Annotated in this window: 22 protein-coding genes; 12 read left to right on the top strand and 10 right to left on the bottom strand. The window is 72.2% G+C overall.

The features are described from left to right. The first annotated feature begins 26 nt into the window (after positions 1-26). The 3 genes from HCK04_RS42075 to HCK04_RS07345 all read left to right on the top strand — a co-directional run bounded on the left by HCK04_RS42075 (position 27) and on the right by HCK04_RS07345 (position 5,778). A complete protein-coding gene (locus tag HCK04_RS42075; RefSeq protein ID WP_185948931.1) occupies positions 27-2,399 on the top strand; it encodes a serine/threonine protein kinase in 2,373 nt (790 codons plus the stop codon). A gap of 11 nt (positions 2,400-2,410) precedes the next feature. Beyond that, a complete protein-coding gene (locus HCK04_RS07350; RefSeq protein ID WP_142646178.1) occupies positions 2,411-4,342 on the top strand; it encodes a bifunctional serine/threonine protein kinase/MFS transporter in 1,932 nt (643 codons plus the stop codon). A gap of 200 nt (positions 4,343-4,542) precedes the next feature. Continuing rightward, the gene (locus HCK04_RS07345; protein ID WP_142646176.1) at positions 4,543-5,778 is read left to right on the top strand and encodes a serine/threonine-protein kinase; all 1,236 of its coding nucleotides are present in this window, start codon (positions 4,543-4,545) and stop codon (positions 5,776-5,778) included. Here the strand turns inward: HCK04_RS07345 and HCK04_RS07340 are convergent. Continuing rightward, on the bottom strand, positions 5,775-6,716 hold the full coding sequence (locus tag HCK04_RS07340) for a hypothetical protein (protein WP_168065710.1): 942 nt from the start codon (positions 6,714-6,716) through the stop codon (positions 5,775-5,777). The two genes, HCK04_RS07345 and HCK04_RS07340, sit on opposite strands and share 4 nt — an antisense overlap. A gap of 367 nt (positions 6,717-7,083) precedes the next feature. On the opposite strand from HCK04_RS07340, the gene HCK04_RS07335 reads away from it, so the two are divergent. After that, positions 7,084-7,863 (top strand): electron transfer flavoprotein subunit beta/FixA family protein, encoded by a 780-nt coding sequence (locus HCK04_RS07335; protein ID WP_142646170.1) that lies wholly within the window; start codon positions 7,084-7,086, stop codon positions 7,861-7,863. A gap of 11 nt (positions 7,864-7,874) precedes the next feature. Continuing rightward, positions 7,875-8,828, top strand: a complete 954-nt coding sequence (locus HCK04_RS07330) for an electron transfer flavoprotein subunit alpha/FixB family protein (RefSeq protein ID WP_142646168.1) — start codon at positions 7,875-7,877, stop codon at positions 8,826-8,828. A 54-nt stretch (positions 8,829-8,882) separates the two neighbouring features. Here HCK04_RS07330 and HCK04_RS07325 read toward each other — a convergent pair whose 3' ends face one another. The 3 genes from HCK04_RS07325 to HCK04_RS07315 form a co-directional block, all read right to left on the bottom strand. Next, positions 8,883-9,905, bottom strand: coding sequence for a zinc-dependent alcohol dehydrogenase family protein (locus HCK04_RS07325; RefSeq protein WP_142646166.1), 1,023 nt, complete (start codon positions 9,903-9,905; stop codon positions 8,883-8,885). Positions 9,906-10,101: 196 nt separating this feature from the next. Next, positions 10,102-11,328 (bottom strand): MFS transporter, encoded by a 1,227-nt coding sequence (locus HCK04_RS07320; RefSeq protein WP_142646164.1) that lies wholly within the window; start codon positions 11,326-11,328, stop codon positions 10,102-10,104. Positions 11,329-11,466: 138 nt separating this feature from the next. Next, on the bottom strand, positions 11,467-11,958 hold the full coding sequence (locus HCK04_RS07315; protein ID WP_142646162.1) for a TetR/AcrR family transcriptional regulator: 492 nt from the start codon (positions 11,956-11,958) through the stop codon (positions 11,467-11,469). A gap of 103 nt (positions 11,959-12,061) precedes the next feature. Between HCK04_RS07315 and HCK04_RS07310 the strand changes: the two genes are divergently transcribed. Then, complete coding sequence (locus tag HCK04_RS07310; RefSeq protein ID WP_142646160.1) at positions 12,062-13,216, top strand: cysteine desulfurase family protein; 1,155 nt, start codon at positions 12,062-12,064, stop codon at positions 13,214-13,216. 88 nt (positions 13,217-13,304) lie between these two features. On the opposite strand, the gene HCK04_RS07305 is transcribed toward HCK04_RS07310, so the two are convergent. After that, positions 13,305-13,703 carry a RidA family protein gene (locus tag HCK04_RS07305; protein ID WP_142646158.1) on the bottom strand — a complete coding sequence of 133 codons (399 nt, stop codon included), beginning with the start codon at positions 13,701-13,703 and terminating at the stop codon, positions 13,305-13,307. 21 nt (positions 13,704-13,724) lie between these two features. On the opposite strand from HCK04_RS07305, the gene HCK04_RS07300 reads away from it, so the two are divergent. Further along, positions 13,725-14,006 carry a LysR family substrate-binding domain-containing protein gene (locus HCK04_RS07300; RefSeq protein ID WP_260617152.1) on the top strand — a complete coding sequence of 94 codons (282 nt, stop codon included), beginning with the start codon at positions 13,725-13,727 and terminating at the stop codon, positions 14,004-14,006. 10 nt (positions 14,007-14,016) lie between these two features. On the opposite strand, the gene HCK04_RS07295 is transcribed toward HCK04_RS07300, so the two are convergent. The 3 genes from HCK04_RS07295 to HCK04_RS07285 all read right to left on the bottom strand — a co-directional run bounded on the left by HCK04_RS07295 (position 14,017) and on the right by HCK04_RS07285 (position 16,663). Beyond that, a complete protein-coding gene (locus HCK04_RS07295; protein WP_168065708.1) occupies positions 14,017-14,571 on the bottom strand; it encodes a hemerythrin domain-containing protein in 555 nt (184 codons plus the stop codon). Then, entirely contained in the window at positions 14,568-15,488 is a 921-nt protein-coding gene (locus HCK04_RS07290; RefSeq protein WP_142646154.1) for a Rieske 2Fe-2S domain-containing protein, read from the bottom strand. The genes HCK04_RS07295 and HCK04_RS07290 overlap by 4 nt, the downstream gene beginning before the upstream one ends. Positions 15,489-15,622: 134 nt before the next feature. Further along, positions 15,623-16,663 carry a DUF695 domain-containing protein gene (locus HCK04_RS07285; protein WP_142646152.1) on the bottom strand — a complete coding sequence of 347 codons (1,041 nt, stop codon included), beginning with the start codon at positions 16,661-16,663 and terminating at the stop codon, positions 15,623-15,625. A 76-nt stretch (positions 16,664-16,739) separates the two neighbouring features. Here HCK04_RS07285 and mnmA point away from each other — a divergent pair, with 76 nt between their 5' ends. Beyond that, the gene (mnmA, locus tag HCK04_RS07280) at positions 16,740-17,825 is read left to right on the top strand and encodes a tRNA 2-thiouridine(34) synthase MnmA (protein ID WP_142646150.1); all 1,086 of its coding nucleotides are present in this window, start codon (positions 16,740-16,742) and stop codon (positions 17,823-17,825) included. A 2-nt stretch (positions 17,826-17,827) separates the two neighbouring features. Here the strand turns inward: mnmA and HCK04_RS07275 are convergent, their stop codons facing one another. Then, on the bottom strand, positions 17,828-18,460 hold the full coding sequence (locus HCK04_RS07275; protein ID WP_142646148.1) for an MBL fold metallo-hydrolase: 633 nt from the start codon (positions 18,458-18,460) through the stop codon (positions 17,828-17,830). Positions 18,461-18,479: 19 nt separating this feature from the next. Here HCK04_RS07275 and HCK04_RS07270 point away from each other — a divergent pair, with 19 nt between their 5' ends. The 4 genes from HCK04_RS07270 to HCK04_RS07255 all read left to right on the top strand — a co-directional run bounded on the left by HCK04_RS07270 (position 18,480) and on the right by HCK04_RS07255 (position 24,711). Further along, positions 18,480-19,484: a methionine synthase gene (locus tag HCK04_RS07270; RefSeq protein WP_142646146.1), complete on the top strand. Its 1,005-nt coding sequence runs from the start codon at positions 18,480-18,482 to the stop codon at positions 19,482-19,484. Between the two features lie 316 nt (positions 19,485-19,800). Further along, a complete protein-coding gene (gene ligA / locus HCK04_RS07265) occupies positions 19,801-22,281 on the top strand; it encodes an NAD-dependent DNA ligase LigA (RefSeq protein ID WP_260617151.1) in 2,481 nt (826 codons plus the stop codon). 225 nt (positions 22,282-22,506) lie between these two features. After that, positions 22,507-23,379, top strand: coding sequence for a PhzF family phenazine biosynthesis isomerase (locus tag HCK04_RS07260; RefSeq protein WP_142646144.1), 873 nt, complete (start codon positions 22,507-22,509; stop codon positions 23,377-23,379). A gap of 261 nt (positions 23,380-23,640) precedes the next feature. Beyond that, positions 23,641-24,711 carry a histone-like nucleoid-structuring protein Lsr2 gene (locus HCK04_RS07255; protein WP_142646142.1) on the top strand — a complete coding sequence of 357 codons (1,071 nt, stop codon included), beginning with the start codon at positions 23,641-23,643 and terminating at the stop codon, positions 24,709-24,711. Between the two features lie 170 nt (positions 24,712-24,881). On the opposite strand, the gene HCK04_RS07250 is transcribed toward HCK04_RS07255, so the two are convergent. After that, on the bottom strand, positions 24,882-26,294 hold the full coding sequence (locus tag HCK04_RS07250; protein ID WP_142646140.1) for a glycoside hydrolase family 6 protein: 1,413 nt from the start codon (positions 26,292-26,294) through the stop codon (positions 24,882-24,884). Positions 26,295-26,380: the final 86 nt, after the last annotated feature.

The raw sequence follows: 26,380 nt of genomic DNA, 5'->3' as shown, positions 1-26,380 counted from the left end.
CTTTTAGTCGGTATGGTGCTTAGGCAATGAATCAGGACGACCGACTGGGCCCGTACCGGCTGCTGAGGCGGCTCGGTGAGGGCGGCATGGGCGTGGTGCACCTCGCCCTCGACCCGCAGGGCAGACAGGTGGCCGTCAAGGTCCTGCGCTCGGAGGTCGCGGGCGACGACGTCGCGCGCAGACGCCTGTCGCGCGAGGTCGAGACCATGCGGCGGGTGCGCGGGCCGAACATCGCGGAGGTCGTCGACGCCGACGTCACGGGACGCAGGCCGTACATCGTCACCCGCTACGTGCCGGGCCGGCCGCTCGACGAGATCGTCAAGAACGACGGCCCGCTGCCCCTGGACGCCCTGCTCAAGGTCGCCGTCGGGGTGGCCGAGGCGCTCGCCGCCGTGCACGCGGCCGGGGTCATCCACCGCGACCTCAAGCCCGGCAACGTGCTGATGCTGGACGGCCAGCCGGTGCTGATCGACTTCGGCATCGCCCAGGCGGTCGACGCCACCCGGCTCACCCAGACCGGCATGTTCATCGGCACGCCCGGCTATCTCGCCCCGGAGATCATCGAGGGGCACGAGGCCGGGCCGCAGGTGGACGTGCACGCCTGGGCCGGCACCGTGCTCTACGCCGCCACCGGCCAGCCGCCGTTCGGCAAGGGCACGCTGGAGATGATCTTCTTCAACATCACCTCCGGCCGGGCCAACGTCGAGGCCGCCCCCGGGCCGATCCAGCCGATGCTGCGTGCCGCATTCCACCGCGACCCGGCCCGGCGGCCGACCGCGGCCGAGCTCGTACGGCAGCTCTCGCGGCTCCTGCCCCAGTCGCCGGGCGGCAGGCCCCGCGTGCCCGACGAGATCACGACGGTGCCCAATGTGGACGACACCGGCGGTCAGCAGGTCCCCGGGCCAGGCCGCCCGGGAGGGCCGGTCAGAGGGTCGGTCACAGGGTCGGTCACAGGGCCGGTCACAGGGCCGCCGCCGGGCGGGTCGCCGGTGCCGCCGGTCGGCCCGCCGGTCGCGCCCGTGGCGACGCCGCCGGTCACGCCGTCCCAGCCGGGCGGCAAGGCCGAGGAGTTCGTCTCGCTGCTGCGCGAGACCCCGGCGGCGGGCCAGGGCGGCGACCCCTTCCCGACCGTCCGTGTGACCGGAGAGGACCTGCGCCGGGCGGGCCTCGGGCCGAACGGCCCGGCGACCAGTCCGGCGAGCGGCCCGAGTGGTCCGAACGGCCCGAGCGGTCCGAGCGCGCCGCACGGCCCGGCCGAGGGCGACATCCCCACCCGGATGGCTCCGCCCCGCCCCTCGCCGACCGGCCCGTCCGGTCCCTCTGGTCCGTCCGGGCCGCCCGCGTTCCCGGGCACGCCCGTGGCGGGCCCCGGGGTCGCGACCGGCGGGCCGTCCGCAGCGCCGCCTGTCCGGCCGGCGGACGAGTGGCCCACGCCGATGCTGCACCCTGAGGGCGACATCCCCACCCGGCGGGTGACCTCCGAGGAGGTGCGCCAGGCCGTCGCCGGCGACCCCACGGGAGCACGCGCGGCATCCCCCGGGCCCGCCCAGCACGGGACGGCCCAGCACGGGACGGCACAGCACGGGACGGCACAGCAGGGATCCGCACAGCACGGGTCCTACGAGCAGGGGGACGTGGCGGCGCGTGACCACGCGATCTTCGGGCACGCGCCCGAGATCTACGAGCGGACTCCGCAGGTCCACCAGCCGAACCCCACGCCGTTCATGCCGACGGTGCGGGTGCCGCCCCCGCCGCCCATGCCGTTCTCGCCCGGCGGGCTGTTCCAGCGCTCCAAGACGTACGGGATCGCGAGCGCGCTGCTGCTCGTCGTGATGACGTCGCTCGCGGTCGTGGCGCCGCTGCTGGTGTGCCTGGTGGCCGTGCCGGCCGTGGTGCTGCTGCGGGCCGCCGACCTGGCCCAGCCGCACCTCAACTCCCGCCGTCCCGCGGGCGCCGCGGCGGCCGACGTGCTGCGGGTGCTGAGCCGCCCGGCGGAGCTCGTGAAGTCGATCGGCATCACGATCGCGCTCGTGCCGTACGCGCTGATCCTGGGGCTGCCGGTGACGCTGCTGCTCACGATCCTGCTCGGCGACACGTCCGCGCTCCGGCTCGCGGCGCTGAGCTGGGGGGTCGCGACGGCGCTGTGGACGATCTGCGCGGGGCCCGGAGTGGTGGGCCCGGGCAGGCAGATGCGGCGGACCCTGGCCTCCCTGGTGCCGGGGGAGGGGGCGGCGAGGGGGCTCGCCTGGGGGATCGGCGCCCTCGCGGTGCTGACGGCGGCGGTCGCGCTCTCCAGCCTTCTGGGTAATCAGACAGCAGGGCACTTCTGGGGCCCAATCGACGTTGTGTCATTACTGGAACGACTGGAAGACCTGCGTAACCAGGCGGGGAACGGGTGACGGGGGACGACATGTCGGCTACTGAGGCTCCGGAGAGGATCGGGCCCTACCGGCTGCTGCGGCAGCTCGGCGAGGGCGGCATGGGGGTGGTCCATCTCGGCCTTGACGCGGAGGGGCGCGAGGTCGCGGTCAAGGTGCTGCACCCGCACGTCGCCACCGACCTCAAGGCGCGCGACCGGCTCACCCGCGAGGTCGAGACCATGCGGCGGGTGCGCAGCAAGCGGGTCGCCGAGGTCCTCGACGCCGACCTGACCGGCGCCGCTCCCTACATCGTGACGCGGTACGCCCCCGGGCGGACCTTAGAGCAGACGGTGCTGGAAGACGGGCCGCTCAGCGACGACGGCGTGATCCGGCTCGCGGTGGGCCTGTGCGAGGCCCTGGTCGCCATCCACGCGGCCGATGTCATCCACCGCGACCTCAAGCCGGCCAACGTGATGCTCGTGGACGGCGAGCCGCTCGTGATCGACTTCGGCATCGCCCACCTGGTGAACGCCACCCGGCTGACCCAGACGGGCATGTTCGTCGGCACGCCCGGCTATCTCGCCCCGGAGATCATCCGGGACACCGAGATCACCCAGGCCGCCGACGTGCACGCGCTGGCGGCCACGGTCTTCTTCGCGGCCACGGGGAAGGCGCCGTTCGGCTCGGGCACGTTCGAGTCGATCTGCTACAACATCCTCGAAGGCAAGGCGCAGGTGGACCTCGCGCCGGCCTGGATGCGGAACTGGCTCCGCCTCGCTATGACGCCCGAGGCGACGTCGCGCCCCACGGCCGCGTCGCTGCTCAGGCTCACCCGTCAGCTCGACCCCTCGGTCACCGTGCTCAGGGAGACGGCCCACGAGCCGCCGCGCGACGGCGGGACGCGGATCCTGGACGGCACGCGCGTGCTCGACGAAGTGGCGCGGAGGGACGGCGGCCCGGTGAACGGATCCGGCACACTGAACGGCGCCGGCGGGAGCCGCACCGGCATGTTGCCGGCCGACGACGACAGCTACTCCGACCTGCTGCCGCCGGTGAACTACGTGGAGCCGGAGCGGCCCCGCCGGGAGCCCAGGGAGTCGCGGGCGCCCAGGCAGCGCCGTCCCGAGTCCGCGCCGCCCCCGGCGCACCCGCAGGCCCTGCCGTACGGCCAGGCGCCGCCGCCCTACCAGTCCGCGCCCTACGAGCCGCCGGTCTACCAGCCGTACACCGACCAGCGGGTGGCGGGCTACCCGGAGCCCCGGGTCGCGCCGCCTCCTGCCACGCCGTACGAGCCCGAGGCGAGGCGGGCCCCCTACCGGGCCCCGCATCCCGTGCTCGCGGCACTGCTGCTGGCCACGATCGTGGCGCTGGCCTGCCTGCTGCCGGTCGTGGTGAGCCTGTTCGCCGTCGTGGCGGCGCTGTGCCTGCGGGTGGGGCAGTATCTGCTCGGCGACCTCGCCGACCGCCGGGCGGCGCGGGGCAGCAGCGGGGCCGACCCGCTCCTCGCGGTGCTCGGCACGCCGTGGGCGCTGATCAAGGCCGGGCTGGCGACAGTGGTGCAGGTGCCGCTGGCCCTGATGTTCGCGATGTGCGTTTGGGGCGGATTCCACTACCTCGGCGGGGTCAGGCCCGACCCCGCCGCGGCGTACGCCGCGGGCGCCTTCGTGGCCGGGCTGTTCCTCCTGCCCGGCGGGAAGGCCCCCCGCAAGGCGGTTTCCCGGACGCTGAGCGCGGTGATCCGGAGCCCCGGCGCGGGAATGATCGTGACGATCGCGGTCGGCACGGTCGCGCTGTTCGCGGTCATGACGGCGCTGTCGGCGGACGCCTCGTGGATCCCCTGGCGGCCGCCGTCGGTGGCGGTGGACCACATCGTCGCCGACCTCAAACAGAGGGGTCAGAACACGGTCGTCAACCTGATCGGCGGCGTGATCGGCGACATCATGGACAGGATCGGCCTGGGCTTCCTGACCTTCTGGACCTGACCGGCCCGATCCCGATAGTGAACCGCAAGGCATGGAGCGAAACGGCACCGGCACGCCGGAGGGGCGCGCCCGGTGCCCGGACTGAGGAGCGAGTGGAGCGAGGGACGACCGACTCCGAGCGGCGAGGGAAGTGTTCGACGCGCGCTTTCGGCGCGACCATCGGATGAGAGCGTCCCGACGAGCGAAGCGGGAGACACAGTTTGGGCACGCCGGAACAGCTTGGTCCCTATCGCCTGGTCTCCGCCCTCGGCTCCGGGGGGTTCGGTGAGGTCCACCTCGCACTGGACCCCGACGGGCGCACGGTGGCGGTGAAGGTCCTGCATCCCCACGTCGCCTCCGACGGGTTCGCCATCACCCGCCTCGCCCGCGAGGTGGAGACCATGCGCCGGGTGCGCGGGGCCCACGTCGCCGAGGTGCTGGACGCCTCCCTGTCGGGGGAGCGGCCCTACATCGTCACCCGGTACGTCCAGGGCAGGCCGCTCAGCGCGGTCGTGGCCAACGACGGTCCGGTCGCGGGGGCCGACCTGCTGCGGCTCGCCCTGGGGCTGGCGGAGGCGCTGGAGTCCGTCCACGCGGCCGGGGTCGTCCACCGCGACCTCAAACCGGCCAACGTGATCGTCTCCGAGCGCGAGCCGTACGTGATCGACTTCGGCATCGCCTGCGCGCTGGAGTCGGCCTCGGTCACCGCCTCGGGCGCCGTCGTCGGCACGCCCGGCTATCTGGCCCCCGAGGTGCTGGAAGGCCGGGAGGCCGGGCCGGAGGCCGACGTGTTCGCCTGGGGGGCGACGCTGGCCTACGCCGCCTCGGGGCGGCAGCCGTACGGGACCGGGCCGGCCGCGGCGATCGCCTACCGGGTCGTCCACCGCGAGCCCGACCTGACGGGCGTGCCGTCGTGGCTCGTCCCGATCGTGGAGCGCTGCCTGAGCACCGATCCGGTGGACCGCCCGGAGACGGCCGAGCTGGCCGGGCTCCTCAAAGAGGCCGCGCCGGTGCTGGACGGGATCGAGCCGGCGCGGCCCGCGCTGTCGGAGGCGCCCACCCAGCAGTGGCGGCCCGGAGACCGGCGGGAGCGCCGGCCCGCGCGGGAGAGCCGCAGGGGAGAGGTGGACGACCCGCGCGCCGCGCACCGCGAGAAGCTGCACCGCCGCTGGGTGATCGGCTCCGCGGTGGTGGTCGGCCTGTTCGCCGCCGCGGCGCGGGCCAACCTGCCCGAGGTGTCGCTCCTGCTGCTGGTGCTCTACGGCATCGCGCTGCTCGTGGACGCGGGGTTCGGGCTGCTGGGCAGGTCGCGGCGGCGGCTCGTGGTGGATCTCGCGGGCGGCGTCGGGGCCGTCGCGGTGTGGGCGCTGCTCAGCACGCTGTTCAGCACTGTGACGCTCCTCATGGCCGTCGGCACGGTGGTGTTCTTGCTCGTCATGCTGGTGGTCGCGAGCTAGGAGAACCAGTCGGCGCCGACCTCCTGGATGGTCCGGCTGCCCCGGGGCACCACCAGCGCCTCGCTCAGCACCTGGTTGACGTGGTGGGGGTTGTTGACCATGCCGAACAGGAAGAACGAGCCGCCGTCCGACGTACGGAAGCCGAAGACCGCCCCGTGCCCCTCGAAGGCGACGTACGCCCCCTTGTTGACGGCGGGGAACGCCTTGCGGCTGTAGCTGTCCTTGGCCAGGCGATAGCCGGAGGCGCCCTCTTTCTTCTCGTTGTTCCAGAAGTTCAGATATTCCTGGGTCACGGCGCGCGCCATGTCGTTGTCCATGTCGGTGATGTAGCCGTCGGCGTCGAGCCGCGGCTTGGGCATCCGCCGGCCCCAGTGGAGCGGGGTCGCGACGGCCAGCTTGAACGGCTGCCCGGGTGAGCGGAAGAACGCGAGCACGTGGGGGCGGGCGTGGCCCTCGGTGTCCTTGTAGGTCGCCTGCGCGATGAACCAGTCGCCGATCGACGGCTGCAGCTCCGGCCGGGGCAGGTAGATCGTCGGCGTGCCGATCACGTGGATCGGCCTGTGCCCCGGCTTCGAGCCGAAGATCTCGTGGTTGCGTTCGAGCACGCCCTCGTGCAGCGCCGCCTCGATGAACAGCGCGTCGAGCAGGTCGTTCTTGTTCCACCATTTGCGCTTGCGCAGCGTCGCGTTGTATTCGCCCACCCACTTCGTCATGGCCTGCCTCGCCTCGGGGAGCGTCAGCCCCGTCCCGGCGGTGGCGGTGTTAGCGGGGGTGGCGGAGGAGGTGGGGCCGGCGGACGAAGTGCGGGCGGTGCTCGACGCCGGCCGTGGTGACGCGGGCGGGCTGGGCGCGTCGGCGCGGTGCGCGATCATGTCGGTGACCACGCCGCAGCCGGACAGGCTCACGACCATGGCCACGATCACCCACATCCTGCGCACCGGCGGCACCCCCCCAAGATCGGCCCGCAGAAATGCCAACATATCGGACGCCGGAGCGGGGGTGAGTTCCGGCCGTGGGGCCTCCGCGATGCTTCCGGAACATAGTTCGGTAGGGTGGCAGTGGGCGTGACCGGGTTCTGGGTGATTCCTCAGCCGAAGGACGCGGCCGTAAAAACCTGGAGGTTTGCACCTAAGCTACCGATGGGTAACATACGCCTGGGGGGACCAGGGTCAGCTCGACACCCGGGCCACCTGCACAGGCGCGCCCGCTAGCACCTGGCAGTCTTGCATCACGTGCGCGTACCCCGCGCCACGTACCGAGAACCGCGGCGTCAGCCGTACGGAAAGGGGAGGTCGGCCACCGGCCATGAACATCGTCGTCTGCGTGAAGCAGGTCCCCGACACGGCGACCGAGCGCAAGCTGAGGTCCGATGACAAGACGCTCGACCGCGACGCCGCCGACGGCGTCGTGAACGAGCTCGACGAGTACGCGGTCGAGGAGGCGCTGCGGCTCAAGGAGGCCCATGGAGGCGAGGTCACCGTCCTCAGCATGGGCCCCGCCAAGGCGACCGAGACCATCCGCAAGGCCCTGGCGATGGGCGCCGACAAGGCGGTGCACCTGCACGACGACGCGCTGCACGGGTCGGACGCCCTGGGCACCTCCTACGCCATCTCCCAGGCACTGAAGAAGATCGGCTTCGACCTGGTCATCCTGGGGTCGGAGTCGACCGACGCCCGCACCGGCATGCTCGCCGCGATGCTGGCCGAGCGGCTCGGCGCGCCGCAGCTCACGCTCGCCCGCAAGGTCGAGGTCGAGGGCACGGCCATCCGGGTCGAGCGGATCACCGACTACGGCTACGACAAGGTCGAGGCGTCGCTGCCGGCCGTCGTGTCGGTGGTCGAGAAGATCAACGAGCCGCGCTACCCGTCGTTCAAGGGCATCATGGCCGCCAAGAAGAAGCCGGTCGAGACCCTCGGGGTCGCCGACGCGGAGATCGCGGCCGACCAGGTGGGCCTCGCGAACTCCTGGAGCGAGGTCGTGGACTTCGCCGCCGCCCCGCCGCGTGCCGCGGGCACCGTGATCAAGGATGAGGGCGACGGCGGAGCCAAGGCCGCCGAGTTCCTCGCGTCGAAGAAGTTCATCTGAGGGGCCCCGTGATGAGTGAGATTCTGGTTCTCGTCGAGCACGTCGACGGTGACGTCAAGAAGGTCACCCTCGAACTGCTGACCCTGGCCCGGTCGCTGGGCACCCCCGCCGCCGTGTGGGCAGGCCCCGGCTACTCCGACGCCGCGAAGGCCAGGCTCGCCGAGTATGGCGCCGAGAAGATCTACGTGGCGAACGCCGACGAGATCGGCGACTACGTGGCGGCCCCCAAGGCCGAGGTGCTGGCGCATCTGGTGACCGAGCGGTCCCCGGCAGCCGTCTTCGTCGCCGCGACCGGTGAGGGCAAGGAGATCGCCGGCCGCCTGGCGATCAAGACGGACTCCGGTGTGATCTCCGACGCGGTGGGCGTCGGCGAGGGCTTCGTCGCCGAGCAGTCCATCTTCGGCGGTGGCGTCAACGTCCACAGCCGCGTGACCAAGGGCACGCCGATCATCACGGTCCGCCCGAACAGCACCGCCCCCGTCGCCGCCCCCGCGGCCGGCGCCGAGGAGAAGGTGGAGGTCGCGCTGTCGGACGCCGCCCGCGCGGCCAGGATCGTCGAGCGGGTCGTCCAGGAGAAGGGCGCCCGTCCGGAGTTGACCGAGGCCGCGATCGTGGTCTCCGGCGGCCGGGGCGTGGGCTCGGGCGAGAACTTCGCGATCATCGAGAAGCTCGCCGACGCGCTCGGCGCGGCGGTGGGCGCCTCGCGGGCCGCGACCGACGCGGGCTGGTATCCGCACCAGTTCCAGGTCGGGCAGACGGGCAAGACCGTCTCCCCGCAGCTCTACATCGCGGCCGGCATCTCCGGAGCCATCCAGCACCGGGCCGGCATGCAGACCTCCAAGACCATCGTCGTGATCAACAAGGACGCCGAGGCGCCCCTGTTCGAGATCGCCGACTTCGGTGTCGTGGGCGACCTGTTCCAGGTCGTCCCGCAGCTCACCGAGGAGATCGAGAAGCGCAAGTGACGCGCCCGGCCCGTGCCGTGTGAACGCGCGGCACGGGCCGGAAGCCGGCCGTTCTCAGGGGCGCAGCAGCACCTTGACGGCCCGGCGCTCGTCCATGGCCCGGTAGCCTTCGGCGGCCTGCTCCAGCGGCAGTTCGAGGTCGAAGACCCTGCCGGGCCTGATCGTGCGGTCCCAGATCAGCCGGATGAGGTCGGGCAGGAAACGGCGCACCGGGGCCGGGCCGCCGTGCAGGTGCACGGCGGCGTAGAACAGCTCCAGGCCGGGCAGCGCGACGCCGTGGGCGACCCCGACGTAGCCGATGTGCCCGCCGGGGCGAGTGGAGCGGACGGCCTGCATCATCGACTCCTGGGTGCCGACCGCTTCGATGACCGAGTGCGCGCCCAGCCCGCCGGTCATTTCCTTGATCTTGGCCACGCCCTCGTCGCCGCGTTCGGTGACGATGTCGGTGGCGCCGAACTCGACGGCGAGCCTCTGCCGGTCGGCGTGCCGGCTGAAGGCGACGATCCGCTCCGCGCCGAGCTGCTTGGCGGCCAGCACGCCGAGCAGGCCGACGGCGCCGTCGCCGACGACCGCGACGGTCTTGCCGGGGCCCGCTTCCGCGGCGACCGCCGCGAACCAGCCGGTGCCCAGCACGTCGGAGGCGGCCAGCAGATCCGGGATCAGGTCCGCCCGGGGCATGCCGGGGGTGGCGACCAGGGTGCCGTCGGCCAGGGGAACGCGGGCCCGCTGCGCCTGCGTGCCGATGGAGGCCATCGGCACCGCGTTGACGCAGCGGGACTGGTAGCCGGCCCGGCAGATCTCGCAGGTGTTGTCGGAGGCGAAGAACGAGCCGACCACGAACTGGCCCGGCTCGACCGACGTGACCTCGTCGCCGATCTCCTCGACCACGCCGGCGTACTCGTGGCCCATCGGGACCGGCCCGTCGCGCTTCTCGACGCCGCGGTAGGGCCACAGGTCCGAGCCGCAGACGCAGGTCGCGGGCAGCCGGATGATCGCGTCGGTCGGCGCGAGGATCTCCGGGTCCTCGCGCTGCTCCACCCGGACGTCCCCGGGGGCGTACATCACTACGGCTCGCATCTCGTGCACTCCTTCGCGAGTCCTTCCCGGCGGCCCGCGCCTTCCGGCGGAAAAGCGCCCTGGCATCTCCAATGCCCACCGGGCCGGGGTCATGGCCCGCCGTCCGGGTAAAACCCCTGGCCCGGTGGTGGAGGCGCGGTGTGGAGATGTGAGTGCGAGGGTGCGGTGTGGAGGTGCGGTGCGCGGGCCGTGGGCGTCAGGCCGCCGCGCGGAGGCGCACCTCCTCGTCCGTCTCCTCGCGCGCCGGCCGCACCGGCAGCGGGATGATCTCCGTACGCGACGCGGGCAGGAGCCGTGCGGCCACGGCGATGACGACGCCGAGGACGACCGCCACGCCCATCGCGACCCGCAGCGAGGCCGCGCTGGACAGGAAGCCGATGACCACGGGCCCGAGCAGCAGGCCCGCGTAGCCCATCGCGCTCGCCTGGGCGATCGCCGGGCCGGGCTCGCGGGTCGCGGTCCCCGCCAGAGACAGCGCCATCGGCGAGATCGTCGCCACCGACAGCCCGATGAAGAACAGCCCGGCCACGGCGGCCATGGTGACCGGCGCGGCGATGACCGCGAGGAACGCGAGCGCGGTGGCGGCGCCGGAGAACATGATCAGCCCGCGGGCGCCGTAGCGGCCGCGCAGCCGGTCGCCGGCCAGGCGCGCGAGCAGCATGCCCGCCTCGAACACCGGGTAGCCGAGCGCGGCGACCGCCTCGGAGGCGCGCAGCGTGTCCATCAGGTAGAGGCCGTTCCAGTCGGCGACGACGCCCTCCGCCATGAACCCGGCGAAGGTGACCGCGCCCAGCAGGTAGACGACTCCGGGCAGCCTGCGCCGGGGCCGGGACGAGGACCGGCCCGCCTCGCCCGCCTCGGGCGCCGGGTCGGGCAGGTGCATGCGGCTGAGCGCCAGCGCCGCCGGCACCGAGAGCAGGGCGACGACCAGGATGTGGGCGGTGAGGGACAGCCCCAGGGAGATGGCCGCCGTGCCGACCAGGCCCGCCGAGATCGCGCCGACGCACCATCCCGCGTGCATGCCGCTCATGACCGGCCGGCCGTACGCGCGCTCGACGGCCGAGCCCTGGGCGTTCATGCCGACGTCGACCGCGCCGAACGCCATGCCGAACAGGGCGGCGGCCAGGGCCAGCACGGGGAAGGACGGCGCGAACGCGACGAGGACCAGCGACGCCGCGCACAGGGGAGCGGCCGCGCGCAGGACGCCACGGCTGCCGATCCTGGCCAGCACGACGCGCATGAGCTGCATGGTGAGCAGCGCGCCGATCCCCCAGCTCAGCAGGGTGAGCCCGACGGCCGACTCCGGCAGGTGGAGCCGGTCGGCCAGGGCGGGGAGGCGCACGGTGAAGGTTCCGCACATCAGGCCGGCCAGGACGAAGGTGAGGACTGCCCCGTGACGGGCCTTCCTCAAAGCGCGGGTCATCACAGCTTCCTTTCCAGGTGAGTCAAGTGGGTTTCCAGGCCCGGATTTACGGGCAGACACCAGCAGGTCGCCCTTTCACGGCAGAGCCGGAAGGAAGGGCGACCACCAGGTGAAGGTCAGAGAGCCGCGAGCGGCGCGTTACAACAGGGCGAGCAGCTTGGCGCGGATCGCGGTGTAGTCGATGATCCCCGCGCAGTGGGTGGCGACCTCCCAGACGCCCTCACAGGCCAGCCGTACGACCTGAGAGGTCAGGGGGTCGGGCTCGTCCTCCAGGCCCTGCCGCATCCAGCGGTTCATCGCCCCGCGCAGCGGCGCGAGCAGTTCGGGGTCGCCGGCCGCGCCCGTCACCACGGCCCATCGTCGCAGCCGGCCGGTCTCCAGGGCCTCGAACGTCGCGGCGACGTACGCCCGGGTGTAGGTGCTCTCCGACTGCGCCTCGATGAGGGCGTCGAAGTCGGCGATCAGGCGCTCGATCATGCCTTTGACGAGCGCGTCCTTGCTCGCGAAGTGATAGAGGAGACCGCCCTTGCTGACCCCGGCGCGCTCGGCCACCGCCGCCAGGGTCAGGGCCTGGGCGCCCTGATCCTGCAGCAGGCCCTCGGCCGCGTCCAGCAGTTCATCTCTCCTCACGGCGTCTACTGTACCGTCTGGACGGTTAAGTTGCGACTCGTGCCCGGGATCTCCGCCCGCCCGGATACGCTTGGTGGGCTGGATCACGTGTTTGGGAGGGGTCGTGGGAGCTGCTTATCTGGACCATGCCTCGACCACGCCGATGCTGCCCGAGGCGATCGAGGCGATGACCGCCCAGCTCGGTCAGGTCGGCAATCCCTCGTCCCTGCACGCGGCGGGCCGCCGGGCCCGCCGGGTCGTCGAGGAGTCGCGCGAGACGATCGCGTGCGCGCTCGGCGCCCGGCCCAGCGAGGTCGTGTTCACGGCCGGCGGCACCGAGGCCGACAACCTCGCCATCAAGGGCCTGTTCTGGGCGAGGAAGCGGCCCAGGATCCTCATCAGCTCGGTCGAGCACCACGCCGCCCTCGATCCCGCCCACTGGCTCGGCGACAACCACGGCGCCCGGGTCGAGCTGCTGGAGGTGGACGAGCGGGGCCGGGTGCATCCGGAGACGCTGCGCGAGGCCATCGCCCGCGACCCGGACGACGTGGCCCTGGTGAGCGTCATGTGGGCCAACAACGAGGTGGGCACCGTGCAGCCGGTGCGCGTGCTGGCCGGCATCGCCCACGAATACGGCATCCCCTTCCACACCGATGCGGTGCAGGCGGTCGGCCAGCTCCCGGTGTCGTTCGCCGAGTCCGGCGTGGACGCCATGACCGTCTCCGGTCACAAGGTCGGCGGTCCCGTGGGCGTCGGGGCGCTGCTGCTGGCCCGGGGCGTCGATCCGGTGCCCGTCCTGCACGGCGGCGGGCAGGAGCGCGACATCCGCTCCGGCACCCTGGACGCGCCGGCCATCGCCGGGTTCGCCACGGCGGTCGAGACGGCCGTCGCGCGGCAGCCCGCCACGGCCGAGCGGCTGTCGGCGCTGCGCGACGACCTGATCGAGCGCGTACGGCTGGCCGTGCCCGACGTCGTGCTGAACGGCGACCCGGTGAACCGGCTGCCCGGCAACGCCCACTTCTCGTTCCCCGGCTGCGAGGGGGACGCCCTGCTCATGCTGCTCGACGCCAAGGGCGTCGAGTGCTCCACGGGCTCGGCCTGCTCGGCCGGGGTCGCCCAGCCGTCCCACGTGTTGCTCGCCATGGGCCAGGACGGCGCGCGCGCCCGCGGCTCGCTGCGTTTCTCCCTCGGTCACACCTCGGTGAAGGAGGACGTCGACCGGGTCGCGGGGGTCATCGGGCACGTGGTCGAGCGCGCCCGCCGCGCCGGCCTGTCATAACCCGCCCTGATCGTCCCTTGATGCCCGCGCCTCGACGGCTTCCCCGGCAGCGCGTACGAGGCGACTCGCGGGGCGTTCGTCCCGCCGGTCAGCGAGCAGCGGCCGCGGGCCTCGGCGCTGCGGGCCGTCGTGCGCAGACCTCCATCTCGAACTTCATGCGGGGATCGGAGAGTCCGCACACGAGCATCGTCGCGGCTGGGCGGACGTCGCCGAAGCAGCGGCGCAGGGTCGGCCAGCACGGCGCGAAGTCCGCACGGTCGGGCAGCAGATATCTGACCCGGACGACGTCGGCGAACGAGCAACCCGCCTCGGCCAGCGCCGATTCGACGTTGCGCAGGCACTGCTCGGCCTGCTCGACCACGTCGGCGGAGATCGTCATGGTCGCGTAGTCGAACCCGGTCGTCCCGGACACGTGCACCCAGTCGCCGTCGATCACCGCCCGCGCGTAGCCGATCTCCTCTTCGAAGGTGGATCCACTCATGATCATGCGTCGCTCGGTATCCTCGACGTGTGCCGCAGCGCGGGTTTCGAACCCCGCCTCGGCCGGCAGGCGATCGAATGGCAGACGGTCTGCGCGCTCGTCGAGGCAGGACTGGGAGTGTCGCTCGCCCCGGCGAGCATCCGCCGGATCCGCCTCAAAGGTGTCGCCTACCGCCGGATCGAGCCGAACGACGCACGCACCGCCGTCGCGGCGGCCTGGCGTCGCGACGACCGGAACCCCCTGGTCACAAGATTCCTCGAGGTCGCCCGCGGCGAAATCCCGACCGGCCGGAGCGAGGCCGACCCGTGATCACGCCCGGCTATCGGGCCGTACGGCGCAGCAGCGCCCGCTCCAGGCGGAGGAACGCGCGGATGCGCTGTGACGAGCGCAGTTGGTCCAGGCGGGTCTGGAGGCTGTCGCCCACGTCGACGAGCAGTTCCTCGTCCGCGAAGCGCTCGACCTCGGGGAACATCCGGAGTTCCTCGTCCAGGTGGGCGTGTGACACCAGCACGTCGTGCAGCACGCCCAGCTCCCGGTCGAACCGCTCGCTGCTCGGGTCGGCCCGCACGAGCGCCGCGAGCTGGTCGGTGAGTTGGCGGTGCTCGGACCACGCCGCCGCGATGGCCGGAGTGATGTCGCGCACGGCGGGATAGAAGACGTCCTCCTCGATCCGTTCGTGCATCCACAGCTCGTCGAACAGCTCGTCGGTGAGCGCCCGCCGCCGTCCGGGCTCGGAGCGCGGCGTCTCCGCCAGCTCCCGCAGGAGGCCGCGCAGCACCTCGTGGTGCTCCACGAGCACCCGCGTCGCCGTCTTCCGCTCCTGCAGGGAGGGCGCCTCACGCACCTCCGTGAGCGCCGATGACCTTCTCCTCACGGCTGCACCTCCTGCTGGTGGACCAGCGCGCTGCCGGGCGGCGCGGTGGCCACGACCGGCGCGCGGCGCACCTCGATCCACCCGTGGCGTACGCGGGTCTGGAAGCACGGCGCCGGTGCGGTGGCCGGGCCGTTCAGGCTCTCCCCGCTGGACAGCTCGAACTGGCTGCCGTGCCAGGGACAGGTGAGGGCGCCGTCCCGGAGCCAGCCGTCCGACAGCGGGCCGCGCAGGTGCGGGCAGGCGTTCTCCAGGGCGTGGATGCGGCCGTCCGCGCGGACCAGGACGACCTCCACGTCGCCCGCCCGCACCCGGCGGGGGCTGCCGTCGGCCAGGTCGCGCTCGGCCAGCACGCGGGTGAAGCGACGTGGTTCGTGCTGCCCGACGCTCTGGTCGACCCCGATCCGGTGGCGGAAGACGAGCGTGCCGCCCAGGAACCCGCTGGCCATGATCAGGGGATAGCCGAGCAGGGTGGCGAGCCGTCCCCGCAGGTGGTGTCCCCGGCCCCGCTGCAGCCACGACCAGCCGTACAGGCCGAGGGCGACCGTGTTGAGCGCGCCGTGGACCATGCCGATGCGCCGGGCGTTGTCGTGCGTGTACTGCCAGTCGTGCAGGCCGGTCGCCATCGCGGCCAGCGCACCCGCGATGCCGACTCCCACGGCCGTGCGCGCCGCGCGCTTCTGCCCGGTGAGGTCCAGGACCAGCGCCGTCGTCCAGGACCCGATCGGGATGTCGGTGAGCGCCGGGTGGAGCGGGTGCCCCAGCCAGACGCCGTGCAGGAGGCCGCGGGCGCGGCCTTGGGTGACCCCGAGAAGGTTCTCGGCGAAGCCGAGGCCTTGTTCCAGCCGATGACCGGGCCGGTCGAGGCGGCCGTCGCCTTCGATCGCGTTCAGCAACCGGTCCAGTGTGCGCTGAGCCATGTCCGACCCCAATCCCTCGCCGGATCGGCCCCGCAGCCTGCGGGGAACGGGCGGAACGCGGGCGCTCGCCCGCGCGTCGCGTCTTATCGCGGGGTGCCCGCCCGTTATGGCGTGAAACGCGCTCTATTCCCGGTTCAGGTCAGGAAGTGGGCCACCGCGCTCCAGGAGGGGTCCTCGGCCACGTCGACGTGGGCGCGCCCCTCCTTCCACCCGGCGGCGACCTCCTCGACGACGGACGGCACGGCCGCCGCGGGGTCGGCGTAGAGGTGCATCACCCGGCTGCGGTCGGCGCTCAGGTGGGCCACCAGGACGGCCGAGCCGAGCGCGGCCAGCCGTTCGTTCAGCCGCTCCTCGAACTCGCCCAGCGCGTCCAGGGAGGCCCCTGCCGGCAGCCCGTCGCCGTCGGCCTCCCGGTAGGGCAGGGTGACGGTGATGTGCTGGTCGAACAGCGGGAAGTCGACCGGCCTGAGGGGATAGCGGGCGGTCGCGGTCAGCCGTCCGCCGGTGGCGGTGCGGCCTTCGAGGAGCGCCCACTGCTCCTCCTTGAACTCCTCCGCCACCTCGGCGACGACCGAGGGCAGGTGGATCGCGGGGAGCGCGTCGATCGGCTCGAACTCGGCGGCCACGATCTCGCCGACCCAGCGGGCCACCTCGTCCTCGCCCAGCAGCCAGTCGAGCGCGAGGAAGGCCGCCTCCGTCCGGGTGTCGTCGTCCACGTCGGGGAAGATCGGGTGGAACGCGGTGACGTCCACGCGCGGCGAGCCCGGCGGCACGCGCAAGGCCACCACCAGCCGGTCGAGCCCGAACTCCCGCCCGCCGACGTCGACCGTCAGATCGGCGGCCTGCGGGTTCGCCTGCCGCGACGGATAGAACTCCCACATCGCGTCCGCGGGCGGCGCGGCCAGGGCCCACCGGTGGGCGAACGGCCGCAGCTCCGGGTCGTTCGACGCGCTGACGACCAGGGCGTTCACGGCCATGCGGCCGGGAGCGATCTCCCAGACGAGGGAGGGGTGAAGGGCGGTGACGGCGGGGCCGATCATCTCGAACAGGGCCTCGGGGTCCTCCGCCTCGACGTGCGCGTCGATCTGGGGACGTGCCTCGTCCCACCAGGTCCAGAAGGCCGCTATGGCCTCGGCGGGGTCGGCGGACTCGCTCTTGCGCCCGAACAGTCGCATGACCCCGCATCCTCCCAGCCCGCCCGCCCCGATGCCAACGCGGGCGCGGCTCCGCGGGCGGTAACCTCGAACTGTTATGGGTTCCACACGAAAGCTTCGCGTCCTCGCGGCCATGTCCGGCGGGGTCGACTCCGCGGTGGCCGCCGCTCGGATCGCCGAGGCGGGGCACGACGTGACCGGCGTCCATCTGGCGCTGTCGTCCAACCCGCAGTCCTATCGCACCGGCGCGCGCGGGTGCTGCACCCTGGAGGACGCCCGCGACGCGCGCCGGGCGGCCGACGTCATCGGCATCCCCTTCTACGTGTGGGACATGGCGGAACGCTTCCATCGCGACGTGGTCGACGACTTCGTCAGCGAGTACGCCGCCGGGCGCACCCCCAACCCCTGCCTGCGCTGCAACGAGAAGATCAAGTTCGAGGCGGTGCTCGACCGGGCGCTCGCGCTCGGCTTCGACGCCGTCGCCACCGGCCACCACGCGCGGCTGGAGGACGGCGTGCTGCGGCGCAGCGTCGACGACGCCAAGGACCAGTCGTACGTGCTGGGCGTGCTCACCCGCGAGCAGCTCGCGCACGCGATCTTCCCGCTGGGCGGCTCGACCAAGGCGCAGGTGCGCGAGGAGGCGGCGCGGCGCGGGCTGACCGTCGCCGACAAGCCCGACAGCCACGACATCTGCTTCATCGCCGACGGCGACACCCGGGCGTTCCTCGCCGAGCGGCTCGGCGCGGCCGAGGGGCCGATCGTCGACGCGCTCACCGGCCGGGTGGTCGGCAGCCACCAGGGGGCGTACGGCTTCACGATCGGGCAGCGCAAGGGCCTGCACATCGACCAGCCGGCCGCCGACGGCAGGCCCCGTTACGTGCTGTCGATCGAGCCGGTGTCCAACACGGTCACCGTCGGGCCGCGTTCCTCCCTGGAGGTGACCTCCATCGTGGGGGAGCGGCCGGTGTGGAACGGGCGGCTGCCGGAGCCGCTCGCCCCGATCACCTGCACGGTGCAGCTTCGGGCGCACGGCGAGGTGTACGGCTGCCGTGCCCAGGTGTCCGGCGGCGAGCTGCACATCCGGCTCGACCGCCCGGCGACCGGCGTCGCGGCGGGTCAGGGGGCCGTTCTGTATGACGGGGATGCCGTCATCGGCTCCGCCACGATCGCCTCGGCCGTCTGAGCTCAGGAGATCTCGACGGACTCCCCGACGGGGATCCGGCGGAAGTCGGCCTTCTGCCGGCCGGCCTCCATGCCGAGCCAGTTGTCGATCAGCGTCGCGCCGATGTCGTTGACGAGCCCGTCGTGGGTCGAGTACGCCCGCGCGGGCCGGACGTAGCGCAGATACATGATCATCTCCGCGCCCTTCAGCCACGGCGCGTTGGTCGGCACGAGCAGCGTGGGCACGTCCGCGCCCGGAGGCGTGAGCGCGTCACCGGGATAGAACACCTCGTCGTCCACGAAGAAACCGACGTTCTGCACGGGCGGGACGTCGGGCAGGTTGACCGCGTGCCACTCGCCGACCGCCCGCACATGGAATCCCGCCGTGTCGAAGGCGTCCCCATGGGTGACCACCTGGACCTTGCCCGGGACCTGACCGAGCTGGTCGGCGACGGCCTGGCAGGTGTACACCTCCAGGTCAGGGCTCGCGTTCTTGAACAGGTTGACGTCCACGTGGTCGAAGTGCTCGTGAGTGATCAGCACGGCGTCCGCGCCGTCGAGGAGCCCTTGACCGCTGAACGAGCCGGGGTCGATGACGAGGGTCCGCCCGTCCTTCTCCAGCCGCCAGCACGCGTGACCGAGTTTGGTGAGTTTCATAATCCATAAGCTAGTCACCGTGAGCGAGTATCCGTGGAGCGAGGCCACGGCAACAGGGGTGGGGTCCTATCCGGGCGAGGACCACCTGGAGGCGGTCAGAACGGCCTTCGGCGAGCTGCCCATGCCCTACCTGCCCGAGCTGCCCGCCCGTGGCGTCGGCGCCGACATGATCGGCCGTACGGCGTCGCTGCTGGTCGAGCTGCCCGTCGAGGTGCAGCCGTCCGGCTGGCGGCTCACCGACCGGCCGGGGCGGGATTTCAAGCGGGCCAGAGACCATCTCGTTCGCGACCTCGACGGGCTGGAGGAGGTCTCCCAGGGCTACGAGGGGCCGTTCAAGATCCAGGCGTGCGGGCCGTTGACGCTGGCCGGGGCGATCGAGCTCAGGCATGGCGACAAGGTGCTCGCCGACGCGGGAGCCGTACGCGACCTGACCGAGTCGCTGGCCGAGGGGCTGGCGCAGCACGTTGCGGACGTGCGGCGGCGGATTCCGGGAGCCGACGTCGTCGTCCAGATCGACGAGCCGGGGCTGCCCGGGGTGCTCGCGGGCACGGTGCCGACCGCGTCGGGCTTCGGGCGGCTGCCCGCCGTCGAGTCCCCGATCGCGGCCGAGCGGCTGAAGGCCGTGCTGTCCGCGCTCGCGCCCGCCTTTCCCGTCGTGCACTGCTGCGCGCCGGACGTGCCGTACGAGGTCATCCGTACGGCGGGGGCGCGGGGCGTGTCGGTGGACGCCGCGCTGCTGCGCCGTCGCGACGAGGACCACATCGGGGAGACGATCGAGAAGGGGCTCGCGATGTTCCTCGGCGTCGTGCCGGGTATCGACACCCGGCTCGCCGATGTCGGGGTGGTGGCCAAGCCGGCGGTGGAGCTGTGGCGGCGGCTCGGCTTCCCGCCCGCCCGGCTCGCCGAGCAGGTCGTGCTCACCCCCGCCTGCGGCCTGGCCGGGGCCTCGCCCGCGTACGCCAAGGCGGCGCTGGCCCGGTGCCGGGACGCGGCCCGGGTGCTCCGGGAGGACCCCGGCGAGTGACGTCGGCGGTGGCGACCGGTCCGAGTACAGCGGACAAAAGGGAATGAAAGTGGGCTGCAAGCGGTCTACCGTAATTCTCGATCGCTCTTGCAGCGAGGGGCCGCGGGGTCTGGAGCGGCACCTCGGCGAGCGGTCCGGCGGGAGTCGCCCACGTCCTCGGTGCGGCTCCCGCCCCCTGCCCATCGCGCACTGCCCATCGCGCACTGCCCATCGCGCACTGCCCATCGCGCACTGCCCATCGCGCACTGTCCATCGCGAACTGTCGGTCGCCGGAGATACGGTTGCCCTGGGTGTCTGACGAGGGGAGACGTGCGACGTGACCGACAGGGCTGACGAGGCTGGCGGGTTCGACGGCGTCGCGCCCGGGGACGCGTCCGGAGACACGGCGAGCGGGCACGCGGAGGCCGCACGCAAGGTCGAGCGCGTGACGAACGCCGCCGAGAGCGCCAGCGGGGAACCACAGAGCGCCAGCGGGGAACCACAGAGCGCCAGCGGGGAACCACAGAGCGCCAGCGGGGAACCACAGAGCGCCAGCGGGGAACCACAGAGCGCCACTAGGGAGACACAGGGCGCCACCGGAGAGGCGCAGAGCGCGAGCGGGGAAGCATCGAGCGCCGGCGGAGAGAGACAGAGCGCGCCGGCCGAGGCACGGGAGCGGCATGCCGAGCTCGCCGAGCTGATCGAGGAAGCCAACTGGCGCTACTACGTGCTCGACTCGCCGACGGTGAGCGACGCCGAATACGACGGCTGGATGCGGGAGATCCGGGCGCTGGAAGATGCCTATCCCGACCTGCGCACGCCCGACTCGCCCACGCAGAAGGTGGGAGCGCAGATCTCCACCGACTTCGCCCCCGTCACCCATCTCACGCGGATGGAGAGCCTCGACAACGCCTTCAACGACGCCGACCTCGCCGCCTGGCAGGCCAGGGCGGAGCGGCTGATCGAGGCCGACCCCGGGCCCTACCTGTGCGAGCTGAAGATCGACGGCCTGGCCGTGGCCCTGGTGTACGAGAAGGGCCGCCTGGTGCGCGGCGCGACCCGGGGCGACGGGCGCACCGGCGAGGACGTCACCCCCAACATCCGCACGCTCGCCGACGTGCCGCACCGGCTGCGCGGAGACGACGTGCCCGACCTGCTGGAGGTGCGTGGCGAGGTCTTCCTGCCGGTCGAGGGCTTCAAGAAGCTCAACGAGCAGCTCATGGACGCGGGCAAACCGCCGTTCGCCAACCCGCGCAACTCCGCGGCCGGATCGCTGCGGCAGAAGGACCCGCGGGTCACCGCGCAGCGCCCGCTGCGGATGATCGTGCACGGCGTCGGCAAGTGGGAGGGCGACGGTCCGCTGCCCGCCACCCAGTCGGCCGTCTACGAGCGGCTGCGTGAGTTCGGGCTCCCCGTCAGCGACCGCTACAAGGTGGTCAAGAGCCTCGACGAGATCCGCGAGTTCATCGCCTACTACGACGAGCACCGCCACGATCCGGAGTACGAGATCGACGGTGTGGTGGTCAAGATCGACCGTATTGCCGTTCAGCGGCAGCTCGGGTCCACCAGCCGGGCCCCGCGCTGGGCGATCGCGTTCAAATACCCGCCCGAGGAGGTCACCACCAAGCTCCTCGACATTCAGGTCGGGGTGGGCCGGACGGGCCGGGTCACGCCGTTCGGCGTGATGAAGCCGGTGACGGTGGCCGGGTCCACCGTGGAGCGCGCGACGCTGCACAACGCCGCGGAGGTGGCGCGCAAGGGTGTGCTGATCGGCGACACCGTGGTGCTGCGCAAGGCGGGCGACGTCATCCCCGAGATCGTCGGGCCCGTTGTGGAGCTGCGGCAGGGCAACGAGCGGGAGTTCGTGATGCCCACGCACTGCCCCGAGTGCGGCACCGAGTTGGCCCGCGAGCGCGAGGGCGACGCCGACCTGCGCTGCCCGAACGCCCGCTCCTGCCCCGCGCAGCTTCGTGAGCGGGTTTACTTCGCCGCCGGGCGCAACGCGTTCGACATCGAAGGGCTGGGCTATGTCGCGGCGACCGCGCTGACCCAGCCGCTGCCGCCGCAGGAGCCGCCGCTCCGCACGGAGGCCGACCTGTTCGACCTGACCATCGAGAAAATGCTGCCGATCAGGACGGTTGTCCGCGACCCCGACACGGGCCTGCCGAAGACCGACCCGGAGACCGGCGAGCCGAAGGTCGTCGCGCTGTTCGCCACCGTCTCCGGCGAGCCGAGCAAGAACGCCGAGCTGATCCTCCAGCAACTGCAGGAGAAGAAGGACCAGCCGCTGTGGCGGGTGCTCGTGGCGCTGTCGATCCGGCACGTCGGCCCGCCCACGGCCCGCGCGCTCGCCGCGGAGTTCCGCTCGATCGACGCCATCGCCAACGCGTCCGAGGAGGAGCTGGCGGCGGTCGAGGGCATCGGCCCAAGGGTCGCCGCGACCATCAAGGAGTGGTTCGCGGTCGACTGGCACCAGGAGATCATCGAGAAGTGGCGGGCCGCCGGGGTCCGGATGGCCGACGAGTCGCCCGAGGACGAGGGCCCGCGTCCGCTGGAGGGACTCACCTTCGTCGTCACCGGCACGCTGTCGGACTTCAGCCGCGACGAGGCGAGCGAGGCCATCAGCGCCAGGGGCGGCAAGGTCACCTCGTCGGTGTCGAAGAAGACGAGCTTCCTGGTGGTGGGTGACAACCCCGGCTCGAAGTACGACAAGGCGGTCAAGGCCGGCGTCCCGATCCTCAACGAGGAGGGCTTCCACGTCCTCCTCGACAAGGGCCCCGACGCCGCCCGCGCCGTCGCCCTCACCCCCGAGGAGTGAGCCGCACCTTATTGAGCCGCACCTTGTAGAGCCACTGAGGCAGGGCCGACGGGACCGAGGGGCGTCCTCCGGATCCGGGCCTCGCGGGCACCTGGACGACCGGCCTCGCCTTGAGGATCACCGTTCCGGCGTGCCCAGGCACTCCTGGAGAGGCAGTTCAACGCCATCACTCAGGGGAACATGGCCAACTGCTATGCCGTTGGCCGAGACATGCCGAGTTCTGCGATGCCGATAGCCGAAGTCATGCACTACGCGGCCTTCACCACCGATCCCGCCGGCGGCAACATGGCCGGAGTGGTGCTCGACGCCGCAGGTCTGGACGACGCGGACATGCTCGCCGTCGCCGCAGAGGTGGGCCACCCGGAGACGGCCTTTCTGAGCGAGGCTCCCGCGCGTCTCACCGAGGCCGGCCGGACGTTCGCCGTCCGTTATTTCAGCCCGAAGCGGGAGGTGCCGTTCTGCGGGCACGCCACGGTGGCGTCCGCGGTCGCGCTGGCCGAGCGGATCGGCCCGGGTGGCCTGGTCTTCGAGACGAAGGCGGGAACCGTACCCGTCGACGTGGCGGCGGACGACGACGGCGTGCTGTGGGCGACGCTGACCAGTGTGGATCCGTACGTCGAGCCGGTCGGCGAGGACGACGTGGCACAGGCGCTCGACGCGCTGAGGTGGCGGATCGACGAGCTCGATCCCGAGCTGCCCCCGCGGATCGCGTACGCCGGGTCGCGCCATCTCGTCCTGGCCGCCGCCACCCGCGAGCGCCTGGCCGATCTGGACTACGACTTCCCGGGGCTGGCGCGCTACATGACCGAACGGGATCTCATCACCCTGCAACTGGTGTGGCGCGAGTCGGCGGACACCTTCCAGGTGCGTGATCCGTTCCCCGTCGGCGGGATCGTGGAGGACCCGGCCACCGGGGCCGCCGCGGCCGCTTTCGGCGCGTACCTGCGGGAGCTCGGCAAGGCCGGTCCCGGCGCCGTGCTGACCCTGCACCAGGGTGTGGACATGGGACGGCCCGGCCTGCTGCGGGTGGAGTTGCGGGACGGGGACACCAGGGTTCGGGTGTCCGGCGCCGCGGTGCCTGTTCCGGCCGGCGACTGATCTGCGCATGCCCCCGGAAGACTGCGGCCGCGAACCGGTGGCAGCCCTCGCGGACGAAGCCCATCCGGCCCACGGCGAAGCGGTGGCATGGTTCGGCGTGACTGGGACGCCGCGGCGATCGGTGGGACCGTCGCCGGTGATCCCGCCGAGTCGTCCGAGACTCAACCGTTCAGGCTTCGTTCCGCCGTGGGCCGCCGGGGACGTTCCTGCGGATTGTGAAGGAGGCCTGGAGGAGGGCGGCGGAGCAGGGAGAATACAGGCGTGCAGCGTGACTTCGTCATCGTCCGCAATCCAGACCCCGACTCCCGCCTGCCGTACCTGATTCGCGTGCCGTTGGGCGCGGCGGGTCTGGTGCTGCGCGCGGGCGGGACATGGCCCCGCGAGAGGGCGATCTACTGCTACCCGGCCGGCGATGACGAGTGGCCGGCCGAGCCGGAGGTGATCGAGCGCGTGCCGGTCCGCCAGTGCGTACGGCGGGGCGCCGCGATCGACCTGGTTCTCGACCGCGGCAGGGAGAACCGGTCGCAGATCGTCTACACCACCGCCCGGGGGCGGGACGCGATCTTCTGGCAGACGGCCCGGGTGCGCAAGCAGGCCAGGCCGGGCGTCCGCACTCCGACCGCGCGGGCCTCCGGCATCGCCGCTCTGCCGATCGTCGTGGACAGCGGTGAGCGGTACGGTTACCGCTTCGCCTCGCAGCAGGTCCAGATCGACAAGCGCCGCCTGCCCGCCGGTGACTACGCGGTCGAGAGAGACGGCCGGGTATGGGCCGCCGTCGAGCGCAAGAGCCTGCCCGACCTCGTGGCCAGCCTCCTCAACTCACGGTTGAAATTCCAGCTCACCGAGTTGGCCGCGCTGCCGCGCGCCGCCGTCGTGGTCGAGGACCGCTACTCGGAGGTGTTCAAACTCGACCGTGTCCGGCCCGCGGTGGTGGCCGACGGCATCGCCGAACTGCAAGTGACCTTCCCCGGTGTCCCGATCGTGTTCTGCGAGACCAGGAAACTCGCCGAGGAATGGACCTATCGCTTCCTGGCCGCCGCGTACGCGCTGGCCATCATGCCTGCGGAAGACGGCGAGGCGTATGAGACGCCGGGGGCGGGCCCATCGCGGCGGCCGGTTTCTGAGACGCCGGCTTCGGACCTTCGGCGGCACACGCCGTCCGCGACCGATGCGCAGGCTCCGGACCTTCGGCGGCACACGCCGTCCGCGAGCAACGGCCCGACGACAGCGGAGATCCGGAGATGGGCCCGGAACAACGGCCTGGACGTGTCCGATCGCGGCAGGCTCCGCCCCGAGATCCGGCTCGCCTACGAGCGCGCCCACGAGGAATGACCCGCCTGTAGGTCCGGCCAGGAGCCGAGCCGACGCGTCAGCAACGAGTGCCCGGCCCCCCGGCGCCTTGGGAGACGGCGGCCTGGACACGGAACCCACGAAGGCGTGCCGTACGGGTGGGGAGTCCGTACGGCACGCCTGGACTATGCGGCTGGACTATGCGGCGGGGATCAGGCCGTGGTGCAGACCAGCGGAGACGGGGTGGACGGGGTCCCGCTGGAGCTGCCGAGGAAGCCGAACGCGGTGCTCGCGCCGGGGGCGAGGTTGCCGTTCCAGCTCAGGTTCGAGGCCGTGACATTGGTGCTGCCGGTCAGGTTGGCGTTCCACGACTGGGTGATGGACTGCCCGCCGGGCATCGTCCAGCTCACGGTCCAGTTGTTGATCGCCGAAGATCCCGCGTTGGTCACGGTGATCTCACCCTGGAAGCCGCCCTGCCACGAGCTGATGACCTTGTAGGTCGCCGTGCAGCCGCCGTTGCCGGGGAAGGTCGGCGAGGCCGACGGAGAAGGAGACGGCGACGGAGACGGCGACGGGGACGGGGACGGCGACGGGGACGGGGACGGGGACGGGGACGGGGAGGGCGACGGCGACCGGGTCGGCGACGGCGACGGAGACGGCGAGGGGGTGTACGGGGCGGCTATCGCCAGGTCGTAGGCCCGCTGCGGCACGAACTGCCCCGCGGGGGCGATGCAGCCGTCGGACTCGCCCGGAGGCTTGACCCAGAGGAAGGCGGCGATCGCCGAGTCGCCGGTGTTCGTGGTGCTCCAGGTGCCGGTGGCGCGGCCGGCCGGGTCACACCACTCGGTGCCGACCGGGCCGTTGCCGTTGCGGCTGGTGTCGATCACGGCCTTCAGCCAGGAGTAGCCGGTGGCCGAGATGACGCTCTTGGCGTAGGAGACAGCGCCCGAGGTGAAGCGGTAGTTGGAGACGTTGAGGGCGATGCCGTCCGCGCTGTTGGCGATGTCGGCGCCGCGCAGCCGGTTGGCCATGTCGGAGGCGCCCACCCAGGCGTCGTTGCCCGCGTCGAAGAAGACCTTGACGTTCGGGGAGGTGGCCTTGAACTTCTTCCCGGCGTACGCCATGGAGGCCTGGACCTCGGCCTGCTGCGAGGAGTTCATGCAGTTCGGCATGATCGCCAGGGCGTCGGGCTCCAGGATGATGTAGGCGGGCCGCCCACCGAGCCCCGCGGCGACCTGATCGATCCAGGCGCGGTACGACGAGTGGTCGGGCGCGCCGCCCGCGCTCGCGCCGCCGCAGTCGCGGTTCGGCATCTCGTACACGACCATGATCGGGATCTTGCCGGCGGAGGCGGCGGCTCCGACGTACGCGTCGACCTGGCTGCGTACGGTCGAGGGGTTGTAGCTGGCGAACCACCGGCCCTGCGGGACGGCGGCGATGCGGTCCCTGATCACCGGGGTGCGGCTGTCACCGGGGTTGGCGGCCACCCACTTGGCCGCGTTGGTCGTCGGGTCGACGTAGAACTCGGAGTCGGCGGCTTGCGCGGCGGAGGAGGTGAGCACGGACGCTCCCACCGCGGCCGTGGCGACCGCTGTGAGTACAGCTGCCGTCAATCTGCGAGACATGGAAATACTCCGTCCGGTAGAGTGGGAGCGCTCCCACATGTCTCTGGATGGTAGGGAGCAGACAGCGGGTCCAAGAAGGGTCGCTC

It is taken from the genome of Microbispora sp. CL1-1 (genome assembly GCF_012034195.1).
Taxonomy (GTDB): Bacteria; Actinomycetota; Actinomycetes; order Streptosporangiales; family Streptosporangiaceae; genus Microbispora.
This window is presented reverse-complemented; position numbering and strand designations above follow the sequence as displayed.

What these genes read in the sequence shown, in the direction of transcription:
- HCK04_RS07325 (WP_142646166.1), bottom strand. Translation starts at nt 9,905, where the DNA reads ATGCGAGCCGTAGTGATGTACGCCCCCGGGGACGTCCGGGTGGAGCAG.
- HCK04_RS07335 (WP_142646170.1), top strand. Translation starts at nt 7,084, where the DNA reads ATGAACATCGTCGTCTGCGTGAAGCAGGTCCCCGACACGGCGACCGAG.
- HCK04_RS07250 (WP_142646140.1), bottom strand. Translation starts at nt 26,294, where the DNA reads ATGTCTCGCAGATTGACGGCAGCTGTACTCACAGCGGTCGCCACGGCC.
- HCK04_RS07350 (WP_142646178.1), top strand. Translation starts at nt 2,411, where the DNA reads ATGTCGGCTACTGAGGCTCCGGAGAGGATCGGGCCCTACCGGCTGCTG.
- HCK04_RS07320 (WP_142646164.1), bottom strand. Translation starts at nt 11,328, where the DNA reads ATGACCCGCGCTTTGAGGAAGGCCCGTCACGGGGCAGTCCTCACCTTC.
- HCK04_RS07330 (WP_142646168.1), top strand. Translation starts at nt 7,875, where the DNA reads ATGAGTGAGATTCTGGTTCTCGTCGAGCACGTCGACGGTGACGTCAAG.
- mnmA (WP_142646150.1), top strand. Translation starts at nt 16,740, where the DNA reads ATGGGTTCCACACGAAAGCTTCGCGTCCTCGCGGCCATGTCCGGCGGG.
- HCK04_RS07305 (WP_142646158.1), bottom strand. Translation starts at nt 13,703, where the DNA reads ATGATCATGAGTGGATCCACCTTCGAAGAGGAGATCGGCTACGCGCGG.
- HCK04_RS42075 (WP_185948931.1), top strand. Translation starts at nt 27, where the DNA reads ATGAATCAGGACGACCGACTGGGCCCGTACCGGCTGCTGAGGCGGCTC.
- HCK04_RS07285 (WP_142646152.1), bottom strand. Translation starts at nt 16,663, where the DNA reads ATGCGACTGTTCGGGCGCAAGAGCGAGTCCGCCGACCCCGCCGAGGCC.
- HCK04_RS07275 (WP_142646148.1), bottom strand. Translation starts at nt 18,460, where the DNA reads ATGAAACTCACCAAACTCGGTCACGCGTGCTGGCGGCTGGAGAAGGAC.
- HCK04_RS07260 (WP_142646144.1), top strand. Translation starts at nt 22,507, where the DNA reads ATGCCGATAGCCGAAGTCATGCACTACGCGGCCTTCACCACCGATCCC.
- HCK04_RS07290 (WP_142646154.1), bottom strand. Translation starts at nt 15,488, where the DNA reads ATGGCTCAGCGCACACTGGACCGGTTGCTGAACGCGATCGAAGGCGAC.